Source organism: Phenylobacterium sp. (assembly GCF_024508875.1).
GTDB lineage: Bacteria > Pseudomonadota > Alphaproteobacteria > Caulobacterales > Caulobacteraceae > Phenylobacterium.
This window is the reverse complement of sequence record NZ_JANINU010000265.1, coordinates 1-23,501: the sequence shown is the minus strand read 5'-3', so window position 1 is coordinate 23,501 and position 23,501 is coordinate 1. Positions and strand designations below refer to the sequence as shown.

Genomic DNA, 23,501 nt, shown 5'->3' with positions numbered 1-23,501 from the left:
GCCCGCGCCAGCCGGCGGACCACGGCCGCCGCCAGCGTGCGCGCCTGCGTCAGGGCCGCTCGTCCCTGGCGCGTCATCCCCAGCAGCAGGATCGCTGCATAGGCCTCGATCCAGGTCCCGACGTCGAAGGCGATGAACCAGCCCGCGCCCTCCGCGATGCTGGAGCCGGCCAGCCGCAGCCCCTCGCCGTTCCCGTCGAACGCCGCCATCGCCCCCACCAGCGCCAGCACCGCCAACACAAGCGCGCCGACCTGCCAGCGGTTCAGCCGCACCAGCAACGCCGCCGGCGTCTCCACCAGCCACCGCCGCAAGGCCCGCCCGATCACCGAGTCCAGCCCGCACCAGAGCATCGCCAGCACCAGGCCCGTCAGAATGACCACCATCCGCCCCTCCGTCCCCGCTCCAGATGGGGATGCCGGCCCCGGTTGGAATAGGGATGGCGACGGTGGGGAGCGGCGGACGCGCGCGTCAGCTCATCTCCCCGCTAATCGAGAGGGAGACCTCACCGGCGGGCCCCGGATCGAAGCCGGCGGCGCAGCCATAGGGTCGTGGCGCTCACGGACAGCGAGAGCAAAGCTTGACACTTTGCCGCGCTTATGTTCTTCTTTTGTTCATGACCATGGAAGGCGACATGCGTGAGCGGCACGGCCGCGTGCTGGCGGAACTGGCGGAGACCGGCCTCGTCATGGCCCGCCGGCTGAGCGACGCGCTGCTCGCCACCGAGGACGCCCAGACCCAGGCGCAGCTCGGCCTCGCCTACCACCGCGTCTCGCGCGCCATCCGCCAGGCGATCGCCCTCGAAATGCGGCTGTGGCAGGAGCCGCGCCCCGCACCCGCCGCCGCCCCGCGCCCCACCGCCGCGACCGTCGCGGACGGCCCACCCCGGCCGCCGGCCGAACGCACTGGCTGGAACGAATACGAATCCGTCGACAGCGACGAAGCGCTGGAAGACCTCGAGGTCCTGCTGGGCGCCGAAGACCTCGACGAAGAGGCCGTGCACGAGGCCGTCGAAACTTGCCTCGCCCACATCCGCCGCGATCTCGACGCCGGCGCCGCGCTGGCGGGATTTGCGACCGGGACACCGGCTGCGCCGTCGCTCCAGCGGTTGGCGGGCTCTCGGCCGGCCACGACGCCGCCCAACCGGCCTTTGGCCCTGCCGCTGCTCGCACCCGATCCCGGCGCGGGCGCCCGACGATCCCAGCTCATGGGCGGCGCCACGGCGCTCAGGCTTCCGCCGCTCGCCCCGGCGCGGGCCCCGCCCCTCGCCCGGCCCAGCTCGGCCTGACCGTTCCCCGCTGGGCGCGCGCGCCCATCCCCTGCCCAACCAACGGACGGAGCCCCTCCGCCCGCGCACAGGCGCGTCCGGATTCCACCCGCACGGGACTGGAAAGGGGCGGCGCGTCCGTCCAAAGTGCGCACGTCCTCTCGGAGATGGCGGCGATGCGGCTGATGGGCCTTCCCGGCGATCTGGCGTGGTGGCGCGACCACCGCGGCGCCGCAGACGCCGACCCCGCGGCCCTGCGCGACCTGCTCGCCCGCCTGCAGGCCTGGAAGACCCGCCACGACGCCGACCGCGCGCTCCAGCCCAACCCCTTCTTCAAGATGGTCTGGGACGGCGTCTACGCCGACGACGAGGCCGAGGTCGCCGCCGCCATCGCCGAGCTGGAAGACGTGCTTGAGGGGCGGTGAGAGCGCCTCGAATGTCCGAGCTGGGTGATGAGCGGACACCCCCTCCTCTCCCCCCGACCCCGGCTGTAAGCCGGGGGAAGAGAGGGGAGAGGGTAGGGTGAGGGGCGGCACGTGAGATGCCGCCGCCGCTCCGGGTTCAGCCAGAACCCACCGAAGGCGCTCGCCCTTACGCCAGCATCGCGCAGGTCTCGAACGTCGCCGCGGATCGTGGCTGGGCCGTCCTGCCAGCCGAACGCCCAGCGTCGCCCCTCACCCTACCCTCTCCCCTCTCGCTTCGCGGGGGGAGAGGAGGAGCATCCCCCAAGGGTCGAACGCCGAAGTCTGCACCGCGCTTCAGACCGGACATTCGCCGGGTGGCTGGAGAGCGGACGAATGGCGGGGGGAGCCGGCTGAGGTCGCGCCACGGCGCGACGGCGGCGTTGCACGCCGGCGCGTTTCCCCGTCTACAACACGACCCAGTAGTGAATTGAAAGGACGCCGATATGGCTTTGCTCGACGAGCTCAAGGCTGACCAACTGGCGGCGCGCAGGGTGAGCGACCGCCTGAAGGCCGACCTTCTCACCACACTGATCGGCGAGGCGACGCAGATCACGACCGAGGAGTTCAAGCGCGGCGTGACGGAGGTCACGGACGAAAAGGTCGCCGCGACCGTCGCGAAGTTCCTGAAGAACACGAAACTGACGCTGGAGAACCTCGCCAGCGAGCGCGCGCGCCTGCTCAAGGCCGGCGGCGATGGGTCCAAGCTCGACGAGCGCACCCAAGCGGCCGAAACCGAACTGGCGATCCTGTCCTCGTACAGCCCCAAGCAGATGACGGAATCGGAACTGCGCCAGGCCATCGACGATTTCCGGGCCCAGAACCCCGGCGCCAACGTCGGGACGATCATGGCGCACCTGAAGGCGAGCTTCGGCGGCCAGTATGACGGCAAGGCCGCCAGCGCATTGGCCAGGGGCTAGATGAGGGACGCGCCTTTGATCGATCCCTCGCCCGCCGCCCAAAGCCCAGCCCTCCACCGCCCGCCCGCTTGACGCCGCGCCCGCAACGTCCGATCCCAGCCCCATGAGCGAGCCAGCCCAGCCGGAGCTGTCCGCCCGCGCGCTGATCGCCCGGGTGGCGCGCATCTACATGGCGCCGCGCTGGAAGGGCTGGACGGTGGCGATGCTGGCTGCCGTCGTGGTGGCCTATTGCAGCGCCCGCCTCGTGCAGATCATCGAGCCGGCCACCAACGACCTGCTGGTCTTCAAGAAGCCCGGCGCGCTGCTGGTGCTGCCGCTGACGATCGCAGCGCTGGCGCTCGCGCGCACGGTGGCGCAGGTGACGCAGGCCACCCTCGTCAACCGCATCGGCAACGCTGTGGTTGGCGACGTCCAGGTCCAGCTCTTCGGCAAGTTGGTCCGCGCCGATCTCGCCCACCTGCGCAGCCAGCACTCCGGCGCCTACGTCTCCTCGGTGCTGTACGACGCCGGCCTGATCCGCGAGGCCGCCACCGCGGGCGTGGTCAACTACACCCAGAACGCCCTGATCTTCCTGGGCGCACTGGTCGTGATGATCGGCAACGACTGGATGCTGTCGCTGGTGCTGCTGGCCGCCGTGCCGATCGCCGGCGGCATCATGCGCCGCTTCTCCAAGCGCACGACCAAGGCGGCCAAGGGCGCCATGCAGGAGACCTCCGCCCTCTCGTCGGCGATCATGGAGAGCCTGGACGGCGTCCGGGTCGTGAAGCTGGAAAACCGGGAGGCGCACGAGGAGGCCCGCGTGGCCGAGGTGGTCCGCCGCCGCCAGGACCACCTCACCAAGGGCGCCAACGCCCGGGCCCGGGCCGCGCCGGCCACCGAGCTCTTGATGACCCTGATCGTGGCCATCGTCTTCGCCTACGCCGGCTGGCGGGCGCAGCATGGCGAGATGAACGCCGGCGCGTTCTTCTCCTTCGTCGCCGCGCTGACCATGGCCAGCCAGGCGCTGCGCCAGCTCGCCAACCTGCAGACCGTCTTCGCCGAGGGCATGTCGGCCGCCCGCCGTCTGTTCGCCGCCCTCGACGTCGAGCCCGAGGTGCGCGAGCGGCCCGGCGCCCGGCCGGTGGGCGAGGTCGAGGGCCTGATCCGCTTCGAAGACGTGGGCTTCAGCTATGGCGGGACCGGCGCGCCGGCGCTGGACGGGGTCAGCCTGGAGGCCCGCCGCGGCGAGACCGTCGCCCTGGTCGGCCCGTCGGGCGGCGGCAAGAGCACGATCCTCAACCTGATCCCGCGCTTCTACGACGTGACGGCCGGCCGCGTGACGCTGGACGGCCACGACGTGCGCGACCTGACCCTCGGCTCCCTGCGCGACCAGATCGCCCTCGTCACCCAGGAGCCGTTCCTGTTCGACGACACGATCCGCGCCAACATCGCCTACGCCCGCCCCGACGCGTCCCCGGCCGAGGTGGAGGCCGCCGCCCGGGCCGCCGCCGCGCACGACTTCATCGGCGACCTGCCCGACGGCTACGACGCCCTGGTGGGCGAAGCCGGCGCGCGCCTGTCGGGCGGCCAGCGCCAGCGCATCGCCATCGCCCGCGCCTTCCTCAAGGACGCGCCGATCCTGCTGCTCGACGAGGCCACCAGCGCCCTCGACACCGAGAGCGAGGCCCAGGTGCAGGCGGCGCTGAAGCGGTTGATGGCGGGGCGGACCACCATCCTCATCGCCCACCGGCTGTCGACCGTCCGCGGCGCCGACCGGATCTACGTCGTCGACAAGGGCGCCATCGTCGAGACCGGCGACCATGCGGGCCTCGTGAAGCAGCGCGGCCTCTACGCCCGTCTGGCGCAGACCCAGGACCTCGGGGGCCAGGACCTGGAGGCGGAGCCCGCCGCGTGAAGGCCTTCCTCCGCTCCGACGGCGTCCAGGCCTTCCTCGGCTGGGTGCTGGGAACCTACCTGCGCCTCGTCCTGCGCACTTTGCGCTGGCGGCACGAGAACGTCGCCTGCGTCGAGCCGGCGCTGGTCGACGACGCCAAGGGCGCCATCGCCCTCTTCTGGCACGGCCGCATCCCGCTCTGCCTCGCCACCGCCCCGCAGTGGTGGCGCAAGCGCACCAAGTGCCTGATCTCCCCCTCGGCCGACGGCGAGTTCATCGCCCGCGCGCTGGACATGTCGGGCTTCCCGGCCATCCGCGTCTCCTCGGCCAAGCGGGGCGACGCGGCCAAGGCGCGGCAGGCCGTGGCGGCGATCCGCGAGGCGACAAACTGGGTGGCCGGCGGCGGCGCGCTGGTGGTCACCCCCGACGGCCCGCGCGGCCCCAACGAGGTGATCGCCGCCGGCTCGCTGCAGATCGCCCGCCGCTCGGGCCAAGCCGTCTACCTGATGGGCATAGCCGCCAACCCCGCCTGGCAGCTCGAGAGGACCTGGGACAAGGTGATGTTCGCCGCGCCCTTCGGCCGCGGCGCCGTGGTCTGGGAAGGCCCGCTGTACGTGCCGTCCGACGCGGATGACGCGAAGATCGCCAGCCTGGTCGAAGACTGGTCGGCCAGGCTCTCGGCCGCCACCCGCCGCGCCGAGGCGCTGGTCGGCCGGATTGATCGCCAGGGCGGTCGGTGAGACATAGCCCCATGGCCCACGACGCGCACGATCACGACCACGGGCACGACCACGGCGGGCACGAGCGCCATGGCCACGATCACGGCCATCACCACGGCGGGGGCCACCATCATCACGCGCCGGCCAACATGGGCCGCGCCTTCGCCATCGGCGTCGTCCTCAACACCGCGTTCGTGGCGGCGGAGACCGCGGCGGGCCTGTGGACGGGCTCCCTCGCCCTGCTGGCCGACGCCGGCCACAACCTGTCCGACGTCCTGTCCCTGCTGCTGGCCTGGGGCGCCACGGTCCTGGCCCGCCGCGCGCCGGCCGGGCGTCGCACCTACGGCCTGCGCAAGGGCACCATCCTGGCCTCCCTCGCCAACGCCATCCTCCTGCTCGTCGCGGTCGGCGCCATCGTCTCCGAGGCCATCCACCGCCTGAACGCGCCGGCCCGCATCGACTCGGACATCGTCATGCTGACCGCCAGCCTGGGCGTGCTGATCAACGGCGCGACCGCCATGCTGTTCATGCGCGGCAGCCACGACGACCTGAACGTCCGTGGCGCCTTCCTGCACATGGCGGCCGACGCCGGCGTCTCGCTCGCCGTCGTGGCCGGCGCCTTCATCATGGCCCGCACCGGCGTCCTCTGGATCGACCCGACGCTCAGCCTGGTGATCGCCGGTGTCATCGTGTTGGGCACGTGGAGCCTGCTGCGCGACTCCATGGACCTCGCCATGGACGCGGCGCCGCGGGGCATCGACGTGGACGCCGTGCGCAGCTACCTCGCCGGCCTGCCCGGCGTCGAAGACGTCCACGACCTGCACGTCTGGGCGATCTCGACCACCGAGACCGCCATGACCGCCCACATCCTGCGGCCGCGCAACACCGACGCCGACGGCTTCCTGCACCAGGCCTGCGAGGGCCTGGAGAAGCGCTTCCGCATCGGCCACGCCACGCTGCAGGTCGAGACCGACGCGGCCCACACCTGCCGCCTCGCCCCCGCCGAGGTGGTGTGACCCGACCCCTGCCGCTCGCGCTCTACGGCGCGGCGACGGGCCTGCTGGAGCCCTTCGCGCCCGCCCTCCTGCGACGCCGCGCCCGGCGCGGCAAGGAAGACCCCGCGCGCCTCGCCGAACGCCTGGGCCGCACCGACACGCCGCGGCCCGTCGGCCCGGTGGTCTGGCTCCACGGCGTCAGCGTCGGCGAGACCATGTCGCTTCTGCCCCTGGTCTCGGCGCTGCGCGCGCGCCGGCCCTACCTGCGCCTGCTGGTCACCTCGGGCACCGTGACCGCCGCCGATATGATGGCCCGCCGCCTGCCGCCGGGCGTCACGCACCAGTTCGCCCCGGTCGACGGCCCCGCCGCGGTCCGCCGGTTCCTCGACCACTGGACGCCGTCGCTGGGCGTCTTCGTGGAGAGCGAGCTCTGGCCCAACCTGATCCTCGAGGCCAAGGGCCGCGGCGTGCGCCTGGCGCTGGTCTCCGCGCGCATGACCGAGGCCAGCGCCGAGCGCTGGGCGAAGTGGCCCGCGGCCGCCCGCGCCCTCGTCGGCGCCTTTGACCTGGCGCTGCCGCAGGACGAGGCCACGGACGCCCGCCTGCGCCGCCTGGGCGCGATCCCGGGCCCGCGCCTGAACCTGAAGCTGCTGGGCGAGCCGCTGGCGGTGGACGAGGCCGAGCTCGGACGCATGCGCGCCGCCGTCGCCGGCCGCAAGGTGGTGCTGGCCGCCAGCACCCACCCCGGCGAGGAAGCCATCGTCGTCCGGGCGTTCCGCGACCTCGGCCGCGACGACGCCCTGTTGATCGTCGCCCCGCGCCATCCCGACCGCGGCCCCGGCCTCGCCCGCGAGTTCGCCGCGCCCCTGCGCACGGCCGGCCAGGACCCCACCGGCCCGATCTACGTGGCCGACACCCTGGGCGAGCTCGGCCTCTTCTTCCGGCTGGCCGACGTGGTGGTGATGGGCGGCGCCTTCCTGTCCGGCGTGGGCGGCCACAACCCGTTGGAGCCCGCCCGCATCGGCCGGCCCATCCTCACGGGCCCGCACGCCTTCAACGCCACCGCGCTCTACGCCGACCTGTTCGCCGAAGCCGCCGCCATCGAGGCCGCCGACGACCCGGCGCTCACCCGCCACCTGCGCGGCCTGCTGGAGAACCCCGCCATCGCGCGCCGCATGGGCGAGGCGGCTCTCGCCTACGCCGGGCGCCAGGGCGAGGCGCTGGACCAGGCGCTGGCGCTCCTCGACCCGCTGCTGCCGGCATGAAGCTCTCGACGCCCCGCTGGTGGTACACGCGCGACGGCAAGACCGGCGCTGTCGCCCGCCTGCTGCTGACCCCCCTCTCGTGGATTTGGGCCGCGGCCACCGCTCGGCGCATCGCCCGCGGCCGGGCCGTCGATCCCGGCGTGCCCGTGATCTGCGTCGGGAACCTCACCGTGGGCGGCACCGGCAAGACCCCGGTGGTCCGCGAGATCGCCCGACGCCTGGGCGCCGCGGTGCTGTCCCGCGGCTACGGCGGCGCGCTCGCAGGGCCGCTCCAGGTCGATCCGGCGACGCACGCCGCCGCCGACGTCGGCGACGAGCCGCTGATGCTGGCCCGCGACCTGCCCGTCTGGATCGCCCGGGATCGCGCCGCCGGCGCCCTGGCGGCCGCGAAGGCCGGTGTCCGCGGAATCGTCATGGACGACGGCCACCAGAACCCTTCGCTCCGCAAGACCCTGTCCCTGCTCGTGGTGGACGGCGAGACCCGCAACGACGAGTGGCCCTTCGGCGACGGCCGCGTCTTCCCAGCCGGCCCGATGCGCGAGCCGCTCGCGACCGGCCTGGCCCGCGCCGACGCCGCCGTGATCCTGCTGCCCGCCGACCTGGCGGCGCCGGACCCCGGGCTGCTGCGCGCCCTCGCCGCCGTCCCCGTCCTCGTCGCCCGGCTGGCGCCCGCCGCCCCGCCGCCGCCTGGACCGCTGGTCGGCTTCGCGGGCGTGGGCAAGCCGTGGAAGGTCGAGCGCGCGCTCCAGGCCGCCGGCGGCGACCTCAAGGACTTCTGGCCCTTTCCGGACCACCACCCCTACGGCGAGGCGACACTGAACCGCCTCGCCGAGCGCGCGGCCCAGTTCGGCGCGACGCTGATCACCACCGAGAAGGACTGGGCCCGCCTGCCCGCCGCCTGGCGCGACCGCATTGCCGCCTGGCCGGTCCGCGCCGTGTTCGATGACGAACCGGCGCTCGACGCACTGCTTGGGCGGACCGTCGGCTAAAGCCCGCGCGGCGGTTCCTTCTCCCAGAACCTGCGGAAGGCCGCGCGGGGGTCGTTCTCGATCCGCGTCGTCTCGCCCAGGATCAGCGTCGCCCGCTCCGGAACCTTGTAGGCCGGCCAGTTGGGCAGGCGCGGGTTGTTCGGATTGCCGGTGGCGGCGAACGACACCCAGGCCGAGGCCAACTCGTCGGCAAGCCGGATGCTGACCGGGCCCGTCTCGTTCAGCCCGCCGCGCACATCGTGCAGGCTAGGCCCGACGTCGCTGCCGTGCGGTGCGCCGTAGCGGCCCGAGTAGGCCGGACTGGGCCGGGTCCAGTAGTAGCTCCAGACCGGCGCCGCGCCCTGCGCCGCCTTCCGCTCGGCCTGGATCAGCGCGCCCTTGCGGAACGTCTCGTCGCTGTCGAACCGCGCCTGCAGGACGAAGGGCGTCGCCTTCGGGTCGTCCTGCCGATAGAGCGCCGTCACTTCGTCGGCCCGGCCCTCGCCCACCCGCCGCGCGATGAAGGCGCGCAGGCCCGCCTCGTCGAGGTTGAAGTTCCCCATCCGGTACGCCCGCTCGTCGATAACGGTCGAAACGATCATCGGCACGTCGGCCGAGACCGCCGGCGCCGCCGGATCGAACGGGTGGCTGGGCAGGACGACGCCGTCGATCGAGGGGGAGAACGAGCGCGGCGCCTCGCCCTTGGCGCGGTCGGCCGCCTCCAGGGTCGCCTGCGCCGCCAGCAGCGTCTCGTAGGGCAGCGACTGCAGGGTCTTCGTGTCGGCCTTGGTGAGGCCGAGCTGCTTCAGGAAGGCAGCGGCCCCGGCCTGCGCCTGCTCGGCCGTGGCGAGACGCAGCGTCGAGCCGCTCATGACGCCAGCGCGGTGGAACAGGCCCTTGGCCGAGGGCATGGACATGAGGATGCTTGTCTTGGCCCCACCGCCCGACTGGCCGAAGACCAGCACGCGGTTCGGGTCGCCGCCGAAGCCTTCGACGTTCTCCTTAACCCAGGCCAGCGCTGCGACGATGTCCATCATCCCGACTGTGCCCGAGCGGGCGAAGTCGGGGCCGGAGTCGGCGAGATTCAGGTAACCGAACGCCCCTAGCCGGTGGTTGATCGTGATGACGACGCAGTCGCCGAACCGGGCCATATCCTCGCCGTCGAAGCCCGGCGAATTGCCCGAGCCGCCGTAGAAGCCGCCGCCGTGGATGTGCACCAGCACCGGCCGCTTCGCCCCGCGGTCCAGCGTCTTTGTCCAGAGGTTCAGCACGAGGCAGTCCTCGCCCATCCCACCCGGCTGGATGTCGAACATGATCAGCCCGCCATAGGCGTTGACCCGGCTGTTCGGCATCTGCGGCGCAACCTGGCCGTAGGCGTAGGCGTCGCGCACCCCGGCCCATTTCGGCGGCGCGGCGGGCGGCATGAAGCGTCTACGTCCGGATGTGTCGTAGGCATAGCGTACGCCTTTGAACATGCTGACGCCGCCCGCGGTCATCCCCCGAAGCTTGCCCTGCGCCGTCTCGACGACGGGGAACAGCGCCTCCGCCGTGACGGCCGAAGCGCGGCGCGGCATCACCAGGGCGCCGGCCGCGAGCGAGGCGCCCAGCAGCGCACGTCGGTTGAAGGTCATCGTCGGCATCCTCCTAGCGATCGACACGCATGACGGGCAGGGCCGCCAGCGCCGCGCGCTCGTCGTCGCGCCAGTGGTGTGCCAGGCGCGGCCTGGGTTCGAACAGCATCGCCGTGTGATCGCCGGCGGTGTAGGCGGGCCACTTCGGCACGGCCGCGTTGTTGGGATCGCCGTGTCGCGCGAAGGCGACCCAGGTGGAGGCCATGGCGGCGGCGACCTCGGTGGTCCCCGGGATCGCGCCCGCGGGTGGATTGTCGAACACCAGGGGTACGTCCATCGCGTGCGGGGAGCGCATCCGGGCCGACTGGTCGAAGTGCAGCTCGTACATCCAGACCGGCGCGCCCCCCTGGGCCGCCTTCCGGTCCGCCAGCGCCCAGGACTGCTTGCGCACGCGCAGGTCGGTGGTGATGGCGAAGAACAGGTCGCTGGGCGTCGCCTTGGGGTCGGCCGCCTGGAACGCGGTGATGACCGCCTCCATGTCCGCGCCCTTCAGCCAGGGGCCCAGCTTGGCGCGCAGGCTCACGGCGTCGAGCTCGAACGTCGACGGGTCCGCCGCGCCGACCAGCAGCGTCGTCTCGGTCCGCGTCGAGCCGATCAGGACCGGCACGTGGGCCGAGATCGCGGGCGCGCCGTCGAGCCAGGGATGGGCGGGCAGGCTGCGGCCATCCATGACGGGACTGAAGCTGGCGGGCGTTCGGCCCGGCGTCCGCTGGGCGGTGATGATCGCGCCCAGCAGGGCGTCGATCGGCGCCGCCTGCAGCTTGCCCACCCCCCCCGGCGCCAGGTCCAGCGCCTTCATGACCAGGCGGGCGTTCTCGGTCGCCTCTTCACGGCCGAGCCCCGTGAGGTGGGCTCCGCTCTGCACGATCGCGCGATGGAACAGGCCCCTGGCGGCCGGCATCCCCATCAGGACGCTGACCTTCGCACCGCCGCCGGACTCGCCGAAGATGGTGACGTTACCGGGATCGCCGCCGAACGCCGCGATGTTCTGCTTCACCCAGCGCAGCGCCTGGACGATGTCGAGCATGCCCGCGTTGCCGGAATCGGCGAACTCCGCGCCGCCCAGATCCGCGAGGTAGAGGAACCCGAACGCGCTGAGCCGATGGTTCAGGGTGACGACGACGACGTCGCCGCGCTCGGCGAGGCGGGTCCCGTCGGTGGACGGCCAGGACCCCGTCCCGGCGCTGAAGCCGCCGCCATGCAGCCAAACCATGACCGGCCGGCGCTTGCCGTCGGCCAGGCCGCGCGTCCAGACGTTGAGGAACAGGCAGTCGTCGCTGATCGGCTGGTCGTTCAGCGAGTTGCGCGGTCTTTCGGCGCGGGCGCTGGCGGCGGGCTGCCCCTGCGGCGAGGACGCGCCGAACGCCAGGGCGTCGCGAACACCGCTCCAGGGCCGCACGGGCTGCGGCGGTCTGAACCGCCCGGAGCCGGCCGTCGGTCCGCCGTAGGGCACGCCCTTGAAGACCGCAACCTCGCGATTCCAGGCGCCACGCACCTTGCCCGAGGCGGTCGTGGCGATCGGTTCGGCGCGAGTGGCCTGCGCGGCGGTCGGCGCCAGGCCACCTCCGAACAAGGCCAGGGACGCGCCGGCCAGAATGGCGCGGCGATTGTGGGCCATGAGCGTCCTCCCGCTGTTCAGACAGCCGTTATCGGCCCGTCGATACGCGGGAGCTCAGCGAGAATCCATACCCAACTTACGAAAAATCGACGCCGGCGATCAGTCGGCCCCAGCGCGCTGCGCGTAGGCCCAGCTCATCTCGGCCAGGCTCTGCACCCGCGGTCCCATGTTGGCGGCGTCGGGGTGGTTGGCCGTGCCATCGCGCACCCGCCCCAGGATGCCCTGCAGGATGCCCACGAGGCGGAACGCGTTGTACGAGAAGTACCAGTCCAGGTCCTTGATCCCTTCCCGGCCCGTCAGGCTGCAGTAGTAGGCCACGGCCTCGTCCAGGGTGGGGATGCCGTGGGCCTTCAGGTCGGGCAGGGTCGAGATCGTGCCGTTCACCCAGTTCATAAGCACGTAGGTGAAGTCGGCCAGCGGCTCGCCCAGCGTGCCCAGCTCCCAGTCCAGCACCGCGATCACGCGGGACTCGGTGGGGTGGAAGATCATGTTGTCGAGGCGGTAGTCGCCGTGGACGATCGAGGTGCGCTCCTGCGGCGGCGCCGACTTGGGCAGCCAGTCGATCAGCTTCTCGACCTCGGGGATGTGCTTGGTCTCGGAGGCCTTGTACTGCTTGGTCCAGCGGTCCACCTGCCGGATCATGTAGTTGCCCGGCTTGCCGTAGTCCTCCAGGCCCACCTTGACGTAGTCGGTGTTGTGCAGGTCGGCGAGGGTCTTGATCTTGGCCTTGAAGATCGCGTTGCGCTCGGCCGGCTGGTAGGCGGGCAGGCTCTGGTCCCAGAGGATCCGGCCCTCGACCATCTCCATCACGTAGAACCAGGTGCCGATGACGCCGTCGTCTGTGCACAGCCCGTAGGGGCGCGCGACCGGGAAGCCGGTCGGATAGAGCGCCGAAATCACCTTGAACTCGCGATCCACCGCGTGGGCGGACGGCAGCAGCTTGCCCGGCGGCTTGCGGCGCAGGACGTACTTCTTGGCCGGCGTGATGAGCTGGTAGGTCGGGTTGGACTGCCCGCCCTTGAACTGGCGAACCTCCAGCGGCCCGGCGTACCCCTCGACGTTGGCCTTCATCCAGGCCTCGAGCGCGCCCTCGTCGAAGCGATGGGTCTCGGCAACCTCCTTCGTGCCCGTGTTGGCCTGTTCCCGTGCCTGTTCGGCGGCGACGTCGGCGGTTACGGACATGGCGTTCCCTCGCTTCGTACAGTTGTTTGAACCCTTTTAGCGACCCGGCCCCTGCGGGAGCAAGGCGCGAGCCGCGGCGCTTGACGCGAACGCGCCCGCCCCGCACAGCGCAGGGATGGTCGAGGACGTCCAGTCGATCATCGAGATCGCAGCCCCCCGGGAGCGCGTGTGGCAGGCCCTGACCGACCCCGCCCAGGTCGTGCAGTGGATGGGTTGCCTGCGATTCCGCGCCGAGCCGGGGCACATCTTTTACCTGCAGCCCGACCGCGCGCGCCGCGACGCGGGCGACGTGACGGGCGCCATCGCCTGCCGGGTCGAAGTGCTGGATGCGCCGCGCCGCCTCAGCTTCTCGTGGGGCTTCCCCGACGTGCCCGACACCTTCGTGGACATCCGCCTGCGCAACATCCCGGGCGGGACCCATGTCCGCCTGGTCCATTCGGGCTGGGACCAGTTCGAGGAGCAGGAGACCGAGAACGTGCGGGGCGGCCTGGGCCAGGCCTGGCACAGCGTTGCGCTGCCCCGGCTGCGGGCGGTTGCGGAGTCCTGATCGAGCAACGTTGCGGCGCGCCCGGCGGCGGCGCACTCTCGCCGGGAGTCGGGGAGTTTCAGGTCATGACGTTCACGCGAAGGGCGCTCGGCGCCGCGCTGCTGGCCACGCCGGCGATGGGCGCCGCGCCCGCCGCGCTGGCCGCGGCCATGAAGGGCAAGACCGAGTACGGCGACTTCGGCATCGACCTGGCGGCGGTCGATCCCGCGGTCGCTCCCGGCGACGACTTCTTCCGTCATGTGAGCGGCGCCTGGTTGAAGACGGCCACGATCCCGCCCGACCGATCGAGCTGGGGGGCGGGCGCCCGGATCAACGAGAACACCCAGGCCCGCACCCGCGCGATCATGGAGAGCGCCGGCGCGCTGGGCACGGCGAACGGCCGCAAGATCGCCGACTACTACGCCGCCTGGATCGACGAGCCCGGCCTGGAGCGCCGCGGAACCGAGCCGCTGAAGCCGGAACTGGCCCGCATCGCGGCCATCGCGACGCCTGCCGACCTCGCGCGCGAGCTGGCCTTGCTCTCCTGGGCCCAGCTCCCGAACCCCAACGGGTCGCAGCCCCTGCCGCCCAGCCCGCTGGCCAGCGGCGTCGCGGTCGATATCAAGCAGCCCGACCGATACGTCTCCGGCTTCACCCAGGGCGGCATCGGCCTCCCCGACCGCGACTACTATCTGGTCGACGCCCCGGCGAACGTGAAGGCGCGGCAGGCCTACAAGGCGCACCTGACCAGGATGTTCGCGCTAGTCGGCTTCGACGACGCGGAGGGTCGCGCGGGCCGGGTCTACGCCCTTGAGGAGCGGATCGCGCGGGGCCATCGCACGCGGGTCGCCAACCGCGAGGCCGAGAAGCGCTACAATCCCTTCACCCGCGCCGACTTCGCCGCCCGCGCACCGGGCGTGGACTGGGACGCCTACCTGAAAGCCGCCGGTCTGGACGGCCAGTCGGTGTGGATCGTCAACCAGCCCGAAGCGACCGCGGCCGCCGCCGCGGCCGCCGCCGACGTTCCCCTGGCGGACTGGCGCGACTACCTGGCCTTCCGCGCGATCCGCAACTTCGCGCCCATCGGCCCGAAGGCCTTCCGCGAGGAGGACTTCGACTACAACGGCCGCGTGCTGTCGGGCACGCCCGAGATGCCGGCGGCCTGGAAGACGGCTGTGATCCAGACCGACCGCGCCCTCGGTCAGGCGGTGGGCGAGATCTACCTGCAGCGCCACTTCCCGCCAGCCTCGCGCGCCCAGATCACCGACATGACGCGCAACCTGAAGCTGGCGATGGCCAAGCGTATCCGGGCGCTGGACTGGATGACGCCCCAGACGAAGGCCCGCGCGCTGGCCAAGCTCCAGAACCTTCGTGTCGAGGTGGGCGGCCAACAGCCCCTGCGGGACTATTCCCGACTCGAGGTCGTCGCCAGCGACGGGTTCGGAAACCTCCTCCGCGCCCAGGCCTTCGACCGCGCCCGGCAGCTCGGGAAACTGGGCCGGCCCGTGGACCGCAGCGAGTGGTCGATGAACCCGCAGACGATCAACGCCCAGTCCAACTCCGTGCTGATCAAGGTGATGTTCCCGGCCGGCTACCTTCAGCCGCCGAACTTCGACCCCAACGCCGACCCCGCCGTGAACTACGGCGCCATCGGCCGGGTGATCGGCCACGAGATCAGCCACCAGTTCGACGACCAGGGCTCGAAGTTCGACGAGAAGGGCGCGCTCAATAACTGGTGGACGCCCCAGGACCTGGCGAAGTTCCAGGCCGCCGCGGCGGGCCTCGCGGCGCAGTACGACGCCTATGAGCCGCTGCCCGGACTGCACATCAACGGCCGGCTCACCCTCGGCGAGAACATCGGCGACCTGGCCGGCCTGGCCATGGCCTACGACGCCTACCACGCCTCGCTGGGCGGCAGGCCGGCGCCGGTGCTGGGCGGGCTGACCGGCGACCAGCGCTTCTTCATGTCGTTCGCCCAGACCCACCGCTCGCTGCAGCGGGAGAATGCGCTACGCCAGCAGCTCCTGACCGATCCGCACTCGCCCAACGAGTGGCGCAGCGCCGAGGTCCGCAACGTCGACGCCTGGTACGCCGCGTTCGACGTGAAGCCCGGCCAGAAGATGTACCTGCCGCCGGACCGCCGCGTCCGCGTCTGGTAGTCCGCGGGCTAAAGCGCTCGCCAGCCGATGTCGCGGCGGCAGAAGCCGTCGGCGAAATCGATGGCGTCGACCGCCGCATACGCCCGGTCACGCGCCTCCCGCAGCGTGGCGCCGCGCGCGCAGACGTTCAGCACCCGGCCGCCCGCCGCGCGCAGGACGCCCTCGGCGTCGCGCTTCGTGCCGGCGTGGAAGACTACTTGCCCGGCGCCGAAGTTGGCCTCGGTCCCGCGAATCTCGCCGCCTGCGGCCGGCGTGCCCGGATAGCCCTTGGCCGCCACGACCACGCAGACCGCCGACTCGTCGCTCCACACCGGCGGCGGCATCTGCGACAGCCGGCCCTCCGCGCAGGCCTGCAGGTAAGGGACGAGGTCGCTTTCCAGCCGCAGCATCAACACCTGGCACTCCGGATCCCCGAAGCGGACGTTGAACTCCACCAGCTTCGGCCCGTGCTTCGTGGCCATCAGCTCGACGAACAGCACCCCTCGATAGGGCGCGCCATCTGCCGCGATGCCGGCGAACGCCGGCTCGACGAGACGCGTGCGGACCTGTTCCACCAACTCGGGCGTGAAGACCGGCGCGGGCGAATAGGTGCCCATGCCGCCGGTGTTGGGACCCTGCTCGCCGTCGAAGGCGCGCTTGTGGTCCTGCGCCCAGCCGAACACCATCGAGTCCTTGCCGTCGCACAGGGCGAACAGCGAGCCGATCTCGCCCTCCAGGAACTCCTCGATCACCACGCGCGCACCGGCCGCGCCGAACCGGCCGCCGAAGGCGTCGTCGATCGCGGCCTCGGCCTCGGCGCGTTCCGGGGCGATGACCACGCCCTTCCCGGCCGCCAGACCGTCGGCCTTGATCACGTACGGCGGCTCGAACCGATCGAGCGCGGTCTTCGCTTCGGCCGCGCTCTCGCACACGGCGTAAGCCGAGGTCGGCAGGCCGTAGCGGTCGCAGAAGGCCTTGGTGAAGGCCTTCGAGCTCTCGAGCTGCCCCGCCTGGGCGCTGGGTCCGAAGCAGGCGATCCCAGCAGCGGCCAGCGCATCGCCCAGGCCCGCGTCCACCGCCGTTTCGGGACCGATCACCACGAGGTCAGCCGCGATCTCCTTCGCCAGGCCGACGAGGCCCGCGACGTCCGTCGCAGCCACGCCGCGCAGCTCGCACTGGGCGGCCATTCCGGGATTGCCGGGCGCCGCCACGAAGCGCGTCACCAGCGGCGAGGCCGCGATCTTCCAGGCCAGCGCGTGTTCGCGTCCACCCGAGCCCACGAGAAGGATGTTCATGGAGGGCGGCTTTGGCGCGGCGCACCGTCCCGGTCAAGCCGCGCGGCAAGGATGCACCGGGTCGCGTTCGCCCTTCTGCAACCCGCCGCATCACGTTACGCGAAAGCGGCGCGACGTCGCAACCTCAAGGCGGCAAACCTTGGATATGATAGGTTGACGACTGGCCAGACGACGGGAGACGGGATGGCCGATCCAGATAACGAGAGCGCCGAACAGGCGCTTGAGCGGCAGGCTGAACGTGCCCGCGAGGTCGAGCACCGCGTGAAGAACACGCTACAGCTCATTTCCTCCATCGTCCTGCTGCAGGGCCGGCGGGCGTCCGACGATGCCGCACGGCAGGCCCTGAAGGCTGTTCAGCAGCGGGTCGCCGCCGTCAGCGTGTCCCATCGCCATGTGTCCTGGTTGGAGGGGGCCGAGCAGGTCGAGGTCGCCGCCCTGGTGCGCGAGATCGTCGGCGAGCTGGCCGGCTCGGCAGGGCGCGAGGGCGTAGACATCGATCTCGACCTCGACGTGGTCAGCATCCCGGGGCGGCAGGCCGCGCCCATGGCGCTTCTGGTCAGCGAGATGGTGGGCAACGCGCTCCGGCACGCCTACCCCGACGGACGCCAGGGACGGATCCGCGTCTCGCTGCGGCGCACCGAGACCGGCTTCGACCTCGCCGTCGATGACGATGGCGTGGGCATGGCTGGCGAAGGGGCTCGAAGCGGCTTCGGCCTGACCGTGGTCCAGCTCATGGCGCAGCAACTGCGCGGCCGGCTCGAGACGGACGCTGCGCAACCCGGACTGCGCCATGTCGTTAGCGTGCCCATGGAAACTCAACCGCTCCGGGCCTGAGCCCGATGTCTCCGGCAGACTTTGTGGGCACGGGCGCCGCCCTGTGCTCGATGACCAGCTTCGTCCCGCAGATCGCCAAGATCGTGCGCGAGCGCGACGCTTCCTCCGTGTCGCTGAAGATGTACGCCGTCACGGTGACCGGCTTCTCGCTGTGGATCGCCTATGGCCTGATGATCGGGAGCTGGCCGGTGGCCGCGTCGAACGTCGTTTGCCTCGCCCTCTCCGGCGCCATCCTCGCCCTCAAATGGCGCTACGCGACGGCCGCCGGACTAGCCACGAACGAGCCGGGGCCGTAAGTGCATCGCGGGCGGGTGGCCTGAAGGTAGTGGAATGACGGATCGGTTGGCGGCAGCGCAGGCGGCGTTGAATTCGGGACGCGCAGGCGAGGCGATCGATCACCTGATCGCCGCCGTGACCGACGATCCCGCAAGGCCGGCGCAGGTTTATCGCATTCTGGCCGCGCAACTGTTCGGCGCCGGGCGCTACCCGGAAGGCGAGGCGTTCGCCGGCCAGGGCCTCGCCCGCTATCCGCGCGACTACGATTTGCTCAACACCCGGGGCGTGCTGCTGCGGAAGCTGAAGCGCCAGGCGGACGCCGTTCCGGTCCTCGAACAGGCAGTAAAGCTCGAACCCAAGAAGCTGCCGGCCCAGCAGAACCTTGGCAACGTCCTGCTCGATCTGGGCGCAGCCGCGCGGGCCGAGGCCGTATTCAGCAAGCTCGTCCGCCTGGAACCACGCAACGCTGAATTCCAGCGTCAGCTCGGCCGGTGCCTCACCAAGCAGGGACGGATCGAGCCCGGCCTGGTGCGATTCCGGCAAGCCGTCGCCCTCAAGCGGGACCTGATCGACTGCTGGCTGGATATAGCCGGGACCTTGAGCGACGAATTCCGCATCGCCGAGGCCCTAGAGGCCCTTGATAAGGCATTGGCGGCAAATCCCGGCGAACAGAGGCTGCTGGAAGCCAAGGCGTCTGTGCTCCGCCGGTCCGGCGACCTGGCCCGGACCGAGCAGTTCCTGAAGGCCCTGCTGCCGGCCAATCCCGACGCGGGCTGGCTGCACCATCAACTGGGGTCGCTCTACGCCGACCGCGACCGCGCGCTGTCGAACGCCCACTTCGAAAAGGCGGTGCAGGCCGAGCCCGACAGGCTCGACTACGCCGTCTCTCTGATCGAGGGCTACGAGCGCAATCGCAGCGGCGACGAAGGCGGAAATATCGAGAAGGCCTATCAGCTCGCCAAACGCCTGCTGCCGCGCAAGGCCGAGTTTTCGGATGTGGCGAACAAGATCGTCTGGGAGACCTTGGGCCGCGTCTGCGACTTCGACGCCCAGGACCAGATCGGCGACTTCCGCACGCTCGGCCGCGGCTGGGCCGCCAACAATCGCCACACCGCCCTCATGAAGCAGATGAGCCAGGTGCGAAGCGACGAAGACCGCCTCGAACTGGTCGAACAGCATCGGATCTGGGGCCGCCAGGTCGACGCCGCGGCGGCCCGGCGCAAGATCAAGCGCCCGCCGCCTCGTCCGGCCGGCGGCAAGATCCGCCTGGGGTTCATGTCGTCCGACCTGCGCCTTCATCCGGTCGGCTATTTCGCCCTGCCGTTGTTCGAGCACATCGACCACGAACGCTTCGAGGTGTTCGTCTATTCCTACTACGTGGGTGAAGAGGCCGACGCCGCGCAGAAGCTGATCACCTCCAAGGTCTCGGCCTACCGCTGGTGGCCCAACATCACGTCGGCCGATGCGGCCGAGCGGATCGCCAGCGACCAGCTCGACATGCTGATCGAACTGGGCGGCTCCACCCACATGAACAAGCTGGAAGTGATGGCCTATCGACCGGCGCCGAAGCAGGCGAGCTGGCTGGGTTATCCGCATTCGGCCGGCCTGGAGACCATCGACTACTTCGTCTGCGATCCGTTCATCGCCCCGCCCGATCCGCGCATGCTGATCGAGAAGCCGCTGATGCTGAAGCACGCCTGGTATCCGCTGAGCCCCTCGGCGTTCCGCGACCAGCCGGCCTGCGATCCGCAGCCGCCCGTGGCCCGCAACGGCTACGTCACCTTCGGCACCGCCAACCAGCCGCACAAATACACGCGCGACGGGCTAAGGGCCTGGGGCCGGATCATGGCGCGCTGCCCTGGCTCGCACTTCCTGTTCATCCGGCCGGAGGGAAGTTCGCCAGCCTTCCAGGCCAACCTGCGGGCCGCCTTCGCGGCGGAGGGCATTGCCGGCGACCGCATCGAGTTCGAAGCGGTCCGTGGCGCGCACCTGCCCCACTACAACCGCATGGACATCAGCCTCGACACCTTCCCGCAGACGGGCGGCACCACGACGTGCGAGTCGATGTGGATGGGCGCGCCGTGCGTGAGCCTCAGGGGCCCAGCGCCTTACGAGCGGCTAAGCTGGTCGGTGCTGAGTAACGTCGGCCTCGCGGACCTCTGCTCCGAGACGGTGGAGGGCTATGTCGAGGCGGCCGTGAAGCTGGGCAACGACCACGCCCGGATCGCCGAGCTTCGCTCCACCATGCGCGAGCGGATGCGGTCCAGCCCGCTAGGCCAGAGCGTGGCCTGGGCCGCCGACTTCTACGATGCGGTGGAACGCGCCGTTCGGGCCTAGTCCCGCTGTGGCGCCGGCCCTGGCGGCGTCCATGGCCGCGCCCGAGCCTGGTCGATGAAAGCCTGCACGCCCCGCGAAAGCATCAGCGGCAGGTATTCGCGCACCCGCTGTTCGGGCCAGTTCCACCAGGCGATCTCCAACAGCGCGTCGATGAGTTCCTGCCCGAAGCGGTACCTCACGATGCGCGCCGGGTTTCCGGCCACGATCGCATACGGCGGGACGTCCTTCGTCACCACAGCGTGAGCCGCCACGACGGCCCCGTCCCCCACCTTCACGCCCGCCATGAGCGTGCAGTGACTGCTGAGCCATACGTCGTTGCCGATCTGCAGGTCGCCACGGCCGACAGCATGGCCGAGGTTCCGCGGCGCGCCCCATTCAGGAAACGCGGGAAACGGGTAGCTCGTCACCCAATCGTGCCGATGGTAGCCGCCCATGAAAATCTGCACGTTGTCCGCGATCGAAGTGTAGTCCCCGATGCGGCAGACAACGCCACCGGGAGAGGCCCAATAGCGCAGCAGCGGCGAGCCGTAGGTGTGGGGCCCGACCACGAGACGACCGGCCTCGACGTGGACCTTCATGGAGTCCCGGGTCAGGACCGGCTGATTGCCCGCCACGCGCGCCTCGCTCTAAGCCTGTGATTTCAGTTGAGCGCGCCGGCCCGATGTAGGCCAGCGTACCATTCGACATAGGCATCCCAAAACGCCGTCTCATCCCAGCCCGCGCCCCATTGCGGCTGGTCGTTTACGCGCACCCGCGGCTCATCGAACCGCGCCTGCTGGCCAAGCTCCACGGGGCACTCCCGCCCCAGGCGTCGACCAGCTTCGGCCGCCACCTTGAGCGCCAAGTCTCCCTGGGGAGCGATCCAGCCCGACGGTCGCGCCGGCGCGGGGAGGGCCTCGGCGACCAGGGACGCGGCGACATATTCCGCGTACCCCCGGGCAAGCTGGGGCGCGGCCAGATGGTCACGGACATAGAGCGGTGTGCGGACCAGGGGCGTCTCGCCGGCGAACCAGCTACGGAAGAGGTGCCAGCCGAAGCGGCGCTCCTCCAGGACCCCATAGGGGCTGGGGATCACAAACCGCCCGAACGCCAGGCCCGTTTCCCGCGTCCAATAGTCGAAGGCCGCGGTCGTCAGCGTCTTGGAGAGACCGTAAGGCGTCACCGCCCCGGGCTCTTCTCCCCCGCCCTCGCCGGCTTCGAAGACACTGCCGGTCACGATCATCAGGCGCCCGCCGGCGCGCCGTACCGTCTGCAGCACCTCGCGCGCGCCCGCCGTGTTCCGCGCCAGCGCGTCGACGGGATCGAAGTCGGGGCTGCGATAGCCGGTGATGTGCGCGGCATGATGGACGAGAACGTCCGGCTTGGCGGCGCGGATATCGTCGAGCAGCGCCTGCGATCCGAAGGCCCGGCCATAGGTGACGACGGCCGCCTTCTCCAGACGGACCACCCGGTCCAGCCGGACCCCGTCGTAGCCCTCGCGCGGGCGAAGCAGGGGCGCGACCACTTCGAAGCCGGCCTGCGCCAGCGCTTCGGCGATCCAGACACCGGTGAACGAGCTTCCACCCGTCATGAGGACCTTCGCCGCCATGGCTAGCCGTGGTCCGGGTAGGCCGCGTCGCGGTCCGAGATCAGGGCGGGCGCCGCGGGCCATGCGATCGCGAACGCAGGGTCGTCCCATCGCACGCCCGCTTCGTGGCCCGGCCGATAGGCGGGGGCGATCTGGTAGACGACGTCGGTGTCGGGTTCCAGCGTCAGGAAGCCGTGCGCGATCCCTTCCGGAATGAACAGCGCCGCCAGGTTCTCGGCCGAGAGTTCGGCGGCGGTCCAGCGGCGAAAGGTGGGACTGGCGGGCCGAAGGTCGATGGCCACGTCGAAAATCCGCCCACGCGTGACGCGCACCAGCTTGGTCTCGCCATGCGGGGCCGGCTGGTAGTGCATGCCTCGCAGGGTGTGCGGCCGCGGGTTCCGGGAGACGCTGGTCTGGGCGGGCTCGAACGGGATGCCGGCGGCCGCAAATTCCTCAGGACAGTGCAGCCGCGCGAACAGACCCCGCTCGTCGCTGCGCGGATCGGCGTCTACGCGCACCACGCCGGCGATCTGCGTGGGAATGAAGCGCATCAGTCCAGCACCCGCGTGACCGGCGAAGCCACCACGAAGCGACCGCCCCAGTCGGCGATGAAGGCGAGTTGACGGGTGATCTCGTCCTTCAGGTTCCACGGCAGGATCAGTACATAGTCCGGCCGCGAAGCTTTCACTGCGTCCGGCGCCCGGATCGGAACATGGCTGCCCGGGAGATAGCGCCCCTGCTTGGCAGGGTTGGCGTCGTAGGCCTCCAGGAGGTCGCCCGCGCCCACTCCGCAGTAGTTGAGGAAGGTGTTCCCCTTGGCCGCGGCGCCGTAGGCGGCGATCACCTTGCCGTCGTCCCTGGCGGCCGCAAGGAAGGCCAGGAAGCTGTCACGCACGGCTTCGACGCGCGCGGTGAAGCCGTCGTAGGTCTCGGCCCGGTGCAGTCCGGCCTCGGCTTCGGCGGAGCGGACGGCGCGCAGGCCATCGGTCTCTTCGTACCCAGCCGCCTGATGGCAGCAGAACAGGCGCAACGAGCCGCCATGCGTGGGCAGTCGTTCCACGTCGAAGATGCGCAGGCCGTGCGCGCCTAGCACCTGCTCCACCGCCAGCAGCGACAGGTACGAGTAGTGCTCGTGGTAGATGGTGTCGAACTGCACCAGCTCGATCAGGTTCAGCAGGTGGGGGAACTCGAACGTCAGCACCCCCTGAGGCTTCAGCACGTGGGGGAAGCCGGCGATGAAGGCGTTCAGATCCGGCACGTGGGCCAGGACGTTGTTGGCCGCCATCAGGTCGGCCCGGTCGCCCCGCGCCGCCAATGCCTGGCCGGTCTCGGCGTTGAAGAACACCACGTCGGTGCGGACGCCAACCGCCCGCGCCGCCTCCGCCGTGTTCGCGGTGGGCTCGATACCCAGGACGGGCACGTCCCGCGCCACGAAGTGCTTCAGCAGATAGCCGTCGTTGCTGGCCACCTCGACGACGAGGCTTTCGGGCCCCAGCCCAAACCGCTCGATCATCGCCTCGGCGTAGCGACGCGCGTGCTCCACCCATCCCGGCGAGAACGACGAGAAATAGGCGTAACCCTCGTCGAAGATCGCCTCGGCCGGCACGTCGTGATCGGCCTGCACCAGGAAGC

At 71.1% G+C, this 23,501-nt stretch carries 21 protein-coding genes and 1 pseudogene; 13 read left to right on the top strand and 9 right to left on the bottom strand.

What is annotated here, in order from left to right:
- Positions 1-383 (bottom strand): annotated as a pseudogene (locus tag Q0L11_RS18300) (hypothetical protein); the annotation flags it as partial.
- A gap of 248 nt (positions 384-631) precedes the next feature.
- Between Q0L11_RS18300 and Q0L11_RS18295 the strand changes: the two are divergent.
- The 8 genes from Q0L11_RS18295 to lpxK all read left to right on the top strand — a co-directional run bounded on the left by Q0L11_RS18295 (position 632) and on the right by lpxK (position 8,486).
- On the top strand, positions 632-1,285 hold the full coding sequence (locus Q0L11_RS18295) for a hypothetical protein (protein WP_296599132.1): 654 nt from the start codon (positions 632-634) through the stop codon (positions 1,283-1,285).
- Positions 1,286-1,440: 155 nt separating this feature from the next.
- On the top strand, positions 1,441-1,689 hold the full coding sequence (locus tag Q0L11_RS18290) for a hypothetical protein (protein ID WP_296599130.1): 249 nt from the start codon (positions 1,441-1,443) through the stop codon (positions 1,687-1,689).
- 482 nt (positions 1,690-2,171) lie between these two features.
- Entirely contained in the window at positions 2,172-2,645 is a 474-nt protein-coding gene (locus Q0L11_RS18285; RefSeq protein ID WP_296599129.1) for a GatB/YqeY domain-containing protein, read from the top strand.
- Positions 2,646-2,748: 103 nt separating this feature from the next.
- Entirely contained in the window at positions 2,749-4,539 is a 1,791-nt protein-coding gene (locus Q0L11_RS18280; RefSeq protein ID WP_296599128.1) for an ABC transporter transmembrane domain-containing protein, read from the top strand.
- Entirely contained in the window at positions 4,536-5,258 is a 723-nt protein-coding gene (locus Q0L11_RS18275) for a lysophospholipid acyltransferase family protein (protein WP_296599127.1), read from the top strand. Before Q0L11_RS18280 ends, Q0L11_RS18275 begins: the two co-directional genes overlap by 4 nt.
- A gap of 11 nt (positions 5,259-5,269) precedes the next feature.
- Positions 5,270-6,253: a cation diffusion facilitator family transporter gene (locus tag Q0L11_RS18270; protein ID WP_296599126.1), complete on the top strand. Its 984-nt coding sequence runs from the start codon at positions 5,270-5,272 to the stop codon at positions 6,251-6,253.
- Positions 6,250-7,497: a 3-deoxy-D-manno-octulosonic acid transferase gene (locus Q0L11_RS18265; protein WP_296599125.1), complete on the top strand. Its 1,248-nt coding sequence runs from the start codon at positions 6,250-6,252 to the stop codon at positions 7,495-7,497. The genes Q0L11_RS18270 and Q0L11_RS18265 overlap by 4 nt, the downstream gene beginning before the upstream one ends.
- On the top strand, positions 7,494-8,486 hold the full coding sequence (gene lpxK, locus Q0L11_RS18260) for a tetraacyldisaccharide 4'-kinase (RefSeq protein ID WP_296599124.1): 993 nt from the start codon (positions 7,494-7,496) through the stop codon (positions 8,484-8,486). The genes Q0L11_RS18265 and lpxK overlap by 4 nt, the downstream gene beginning before the upstream one ends.
- Here the strand turns inward: lpxK and Q0L11_RS18255 are convergent.
- The 3 genes from Q0L11_RS18255 to Q0L11_RS18245 form a co-directional block, all read right to left on the bottom strand.
- On the bottom strand, positions 8,483-10,096 hold the full coding sequence (locus tag Q0L11_RS18255; protein WP_296599123.1) for a carboxylesterase family protein: 1,614 nt from the start codon (positions 10,094-10,096) through the stop codon (positions 8,483-8,485). The two genes, lpxK and Q0L11_RS18255, sit on opposite strands and share 4 nt — an antisense overlap.
- A gap of 13 nt (positions 10,097-10,109) precedes the next feature.
- Positions 10,110-11,714 carry a carboxylesterase family protein gene (locus Q0L11_RS18250; RefSeq protein ID WP_296599122.1) on the bottom strand — a complete coding sequence of 535 codons (1,605 nt, stop codon included), beginning with the start codon at positions 11,712-11,714 and terminating at the stop codon, positions 10,110-10,112.
- 99 nt (positions 11,715-11,813) lie between these two features.
- Positions 11,814-12,896 (bottom strand): phosphotransferase family protein, encoded by a 1,083-nt coding sequence (locus Q0L11_RS18245; RefSeq protein WP_296599121.1) that lies wholly within the window; start codon positions 12,894-12,896, stop codon positions 11,814-11,816.
- A 115-nt stretch (positions 12,897-13,011) separates the two neighbouring features.
- On the opposite strand from Q0L11_RS18245, the gene Q0L11_RS18240 reads away from it, so the two are divergent.
- On the top strand, positions 13,012-13,443 hold the full coding sequence (locus tag Q0L11_RS18240; RefSeq protein WP_296599120.1) for an SRPBCC domain-containing protein: 432 nt from the start codon (positions 13,012-13,014) through the stop codon (positions 13,441-13,443).
- A 65-nt stretch (positions 13,444-13,508) separates the two neighbouring features.
- The gene (locus tag Q0L11_RS18235) at positions 13,509-15,581 is read left to right on the top strand and encodes a M13 family metallopeptidase (RefSeq protein ID WP_296599119.1); all 2,073 of its coding nucleotides are present in this window, start codon (positions 13,509-13,511) and stop codon (positions 15,579-15,581) included.
- An 8-nt stretch (positions 15,582-15,589) separates the two neighbouring features.
- Here the strand turns inward: Q0L11_RS18235 and purD are convergent, their stop codons facing one another.
- On the bottom strand, positions 15,590-16,855 hold the full coding sequence (gene purD, locus Q0L11_RS18230) for a phosphoribosylamine--glycine ligase (protein WP_296599118.1): 1,266 nt from the start codon (positions 16,853-16,855) through the stop codon (positions 15,590-15,592).
- Positions 16,856-17,038: 183 nt separating this feature from the next.
- Between purD and Q0L11_RS18225 the strand changes: the two genes are divergently transcribed.
- From Q0L11_RS18225 to Q0L11_RS18215, 3 genes are read left to right on the top strand one after another with little or no spacing between them, the layout of a single operon-like run.
- Positions 17,039-17,689 carry a sensor histidine kinase gene (locus Q0L11_RS18225; RefSeq protein ID WP_296599117.1) on the top strand — a complete coding sequence of 217 codons (651 nt, stop codon included), beginning with the start codon at positions 17,039-17,041 and terminating at the stop codon, positions 17,687-17,689.
- A 5-nt stretch (positions 17,690-17,694) separates the two neighbouring features.
- Positions 17,695-17,985 carry a SemiSWEET family sugar transporter gene (locus Q0L11_RS18220; RefSeq protein WP_296599116.1) on the top strand — a complete coding sequence of 97 codons (291 nt, stop codon included), beginning with the start codon at positions 17,695-17,697 and terminating at the stop codon, positions 17,983-17,985.
- A gap of 34 nt (positions 17,986-18,019) precedes the next feature.
- Positions 18,020-20,302 carry a tetratricopeptide repeat protein gene (locus Q0L11_RS18215; protein ID WP_296599115.1) on the top strand — a complete coding sequence of 761 codons (2,283 nt, stop codon included), beginning with the start codon at positions 18,020-18,022 and terminating at the stop codon, positions 20,300-20,302.
- Here Q0L11_RS18215 and Q0L11_RS18210 read toward each other — a convergent pair.
- The 4 genes from Q0L11_RS18210 to Q0L11_RS18195 all read right to left on the bottom strand — a co-directional run.
- A complete protein-coding gene (locus Q0L11_RS18210) occupies positions 20,299-20,916 on the bottom strand; it encodes a CatB-related O-acetyltransferase (protein WP_296599114.1) in 618 nt (205 codons plus the stop codon). The two genes, Q0L11_RS18215 and Q0L11_RS18210, sit on opposite strands and share 4 nt — an antisense overlap.
- Positions 20,917-20,942: 26 nt before the next feature.
- Positions 20,943-21,890, bottom strand: coding sequence for an NAD(P)-dependent oxidoreductase (locus Q0L11_RS18205; RefSeq protein WP_296599113.1), 948 nt, complete (start codon positions 21,888-21,890; stop codon positions 20,943-20,945).
- Positions 21,891-21,892: 2 nt separating this feature from the next.
- Positions 21,893-22,420 (bottom strand): dTDP-4-dehydrorhamnose 3,5-epimerase family protein, encoded by a 528-nt coding sequence (locus Q0L11_RS18200; RefSeq protein ID WP_296599112.1) that lies wholly within the window; start codon positions 22,418-22,420, stop codon positions 21,893-21,895.
- Positions 22,420-23,501: class I SAM-dependent methyltransferase (locus Q0L11_RS18195; protein WP_296599110.1), on the bottom strand; the 1,082-nt coding region annotated here is incomplete at its 5' end. The genes Q0L11_RS18200 and Q0L11_RS18195, both read right to left, overlap by 1 nt.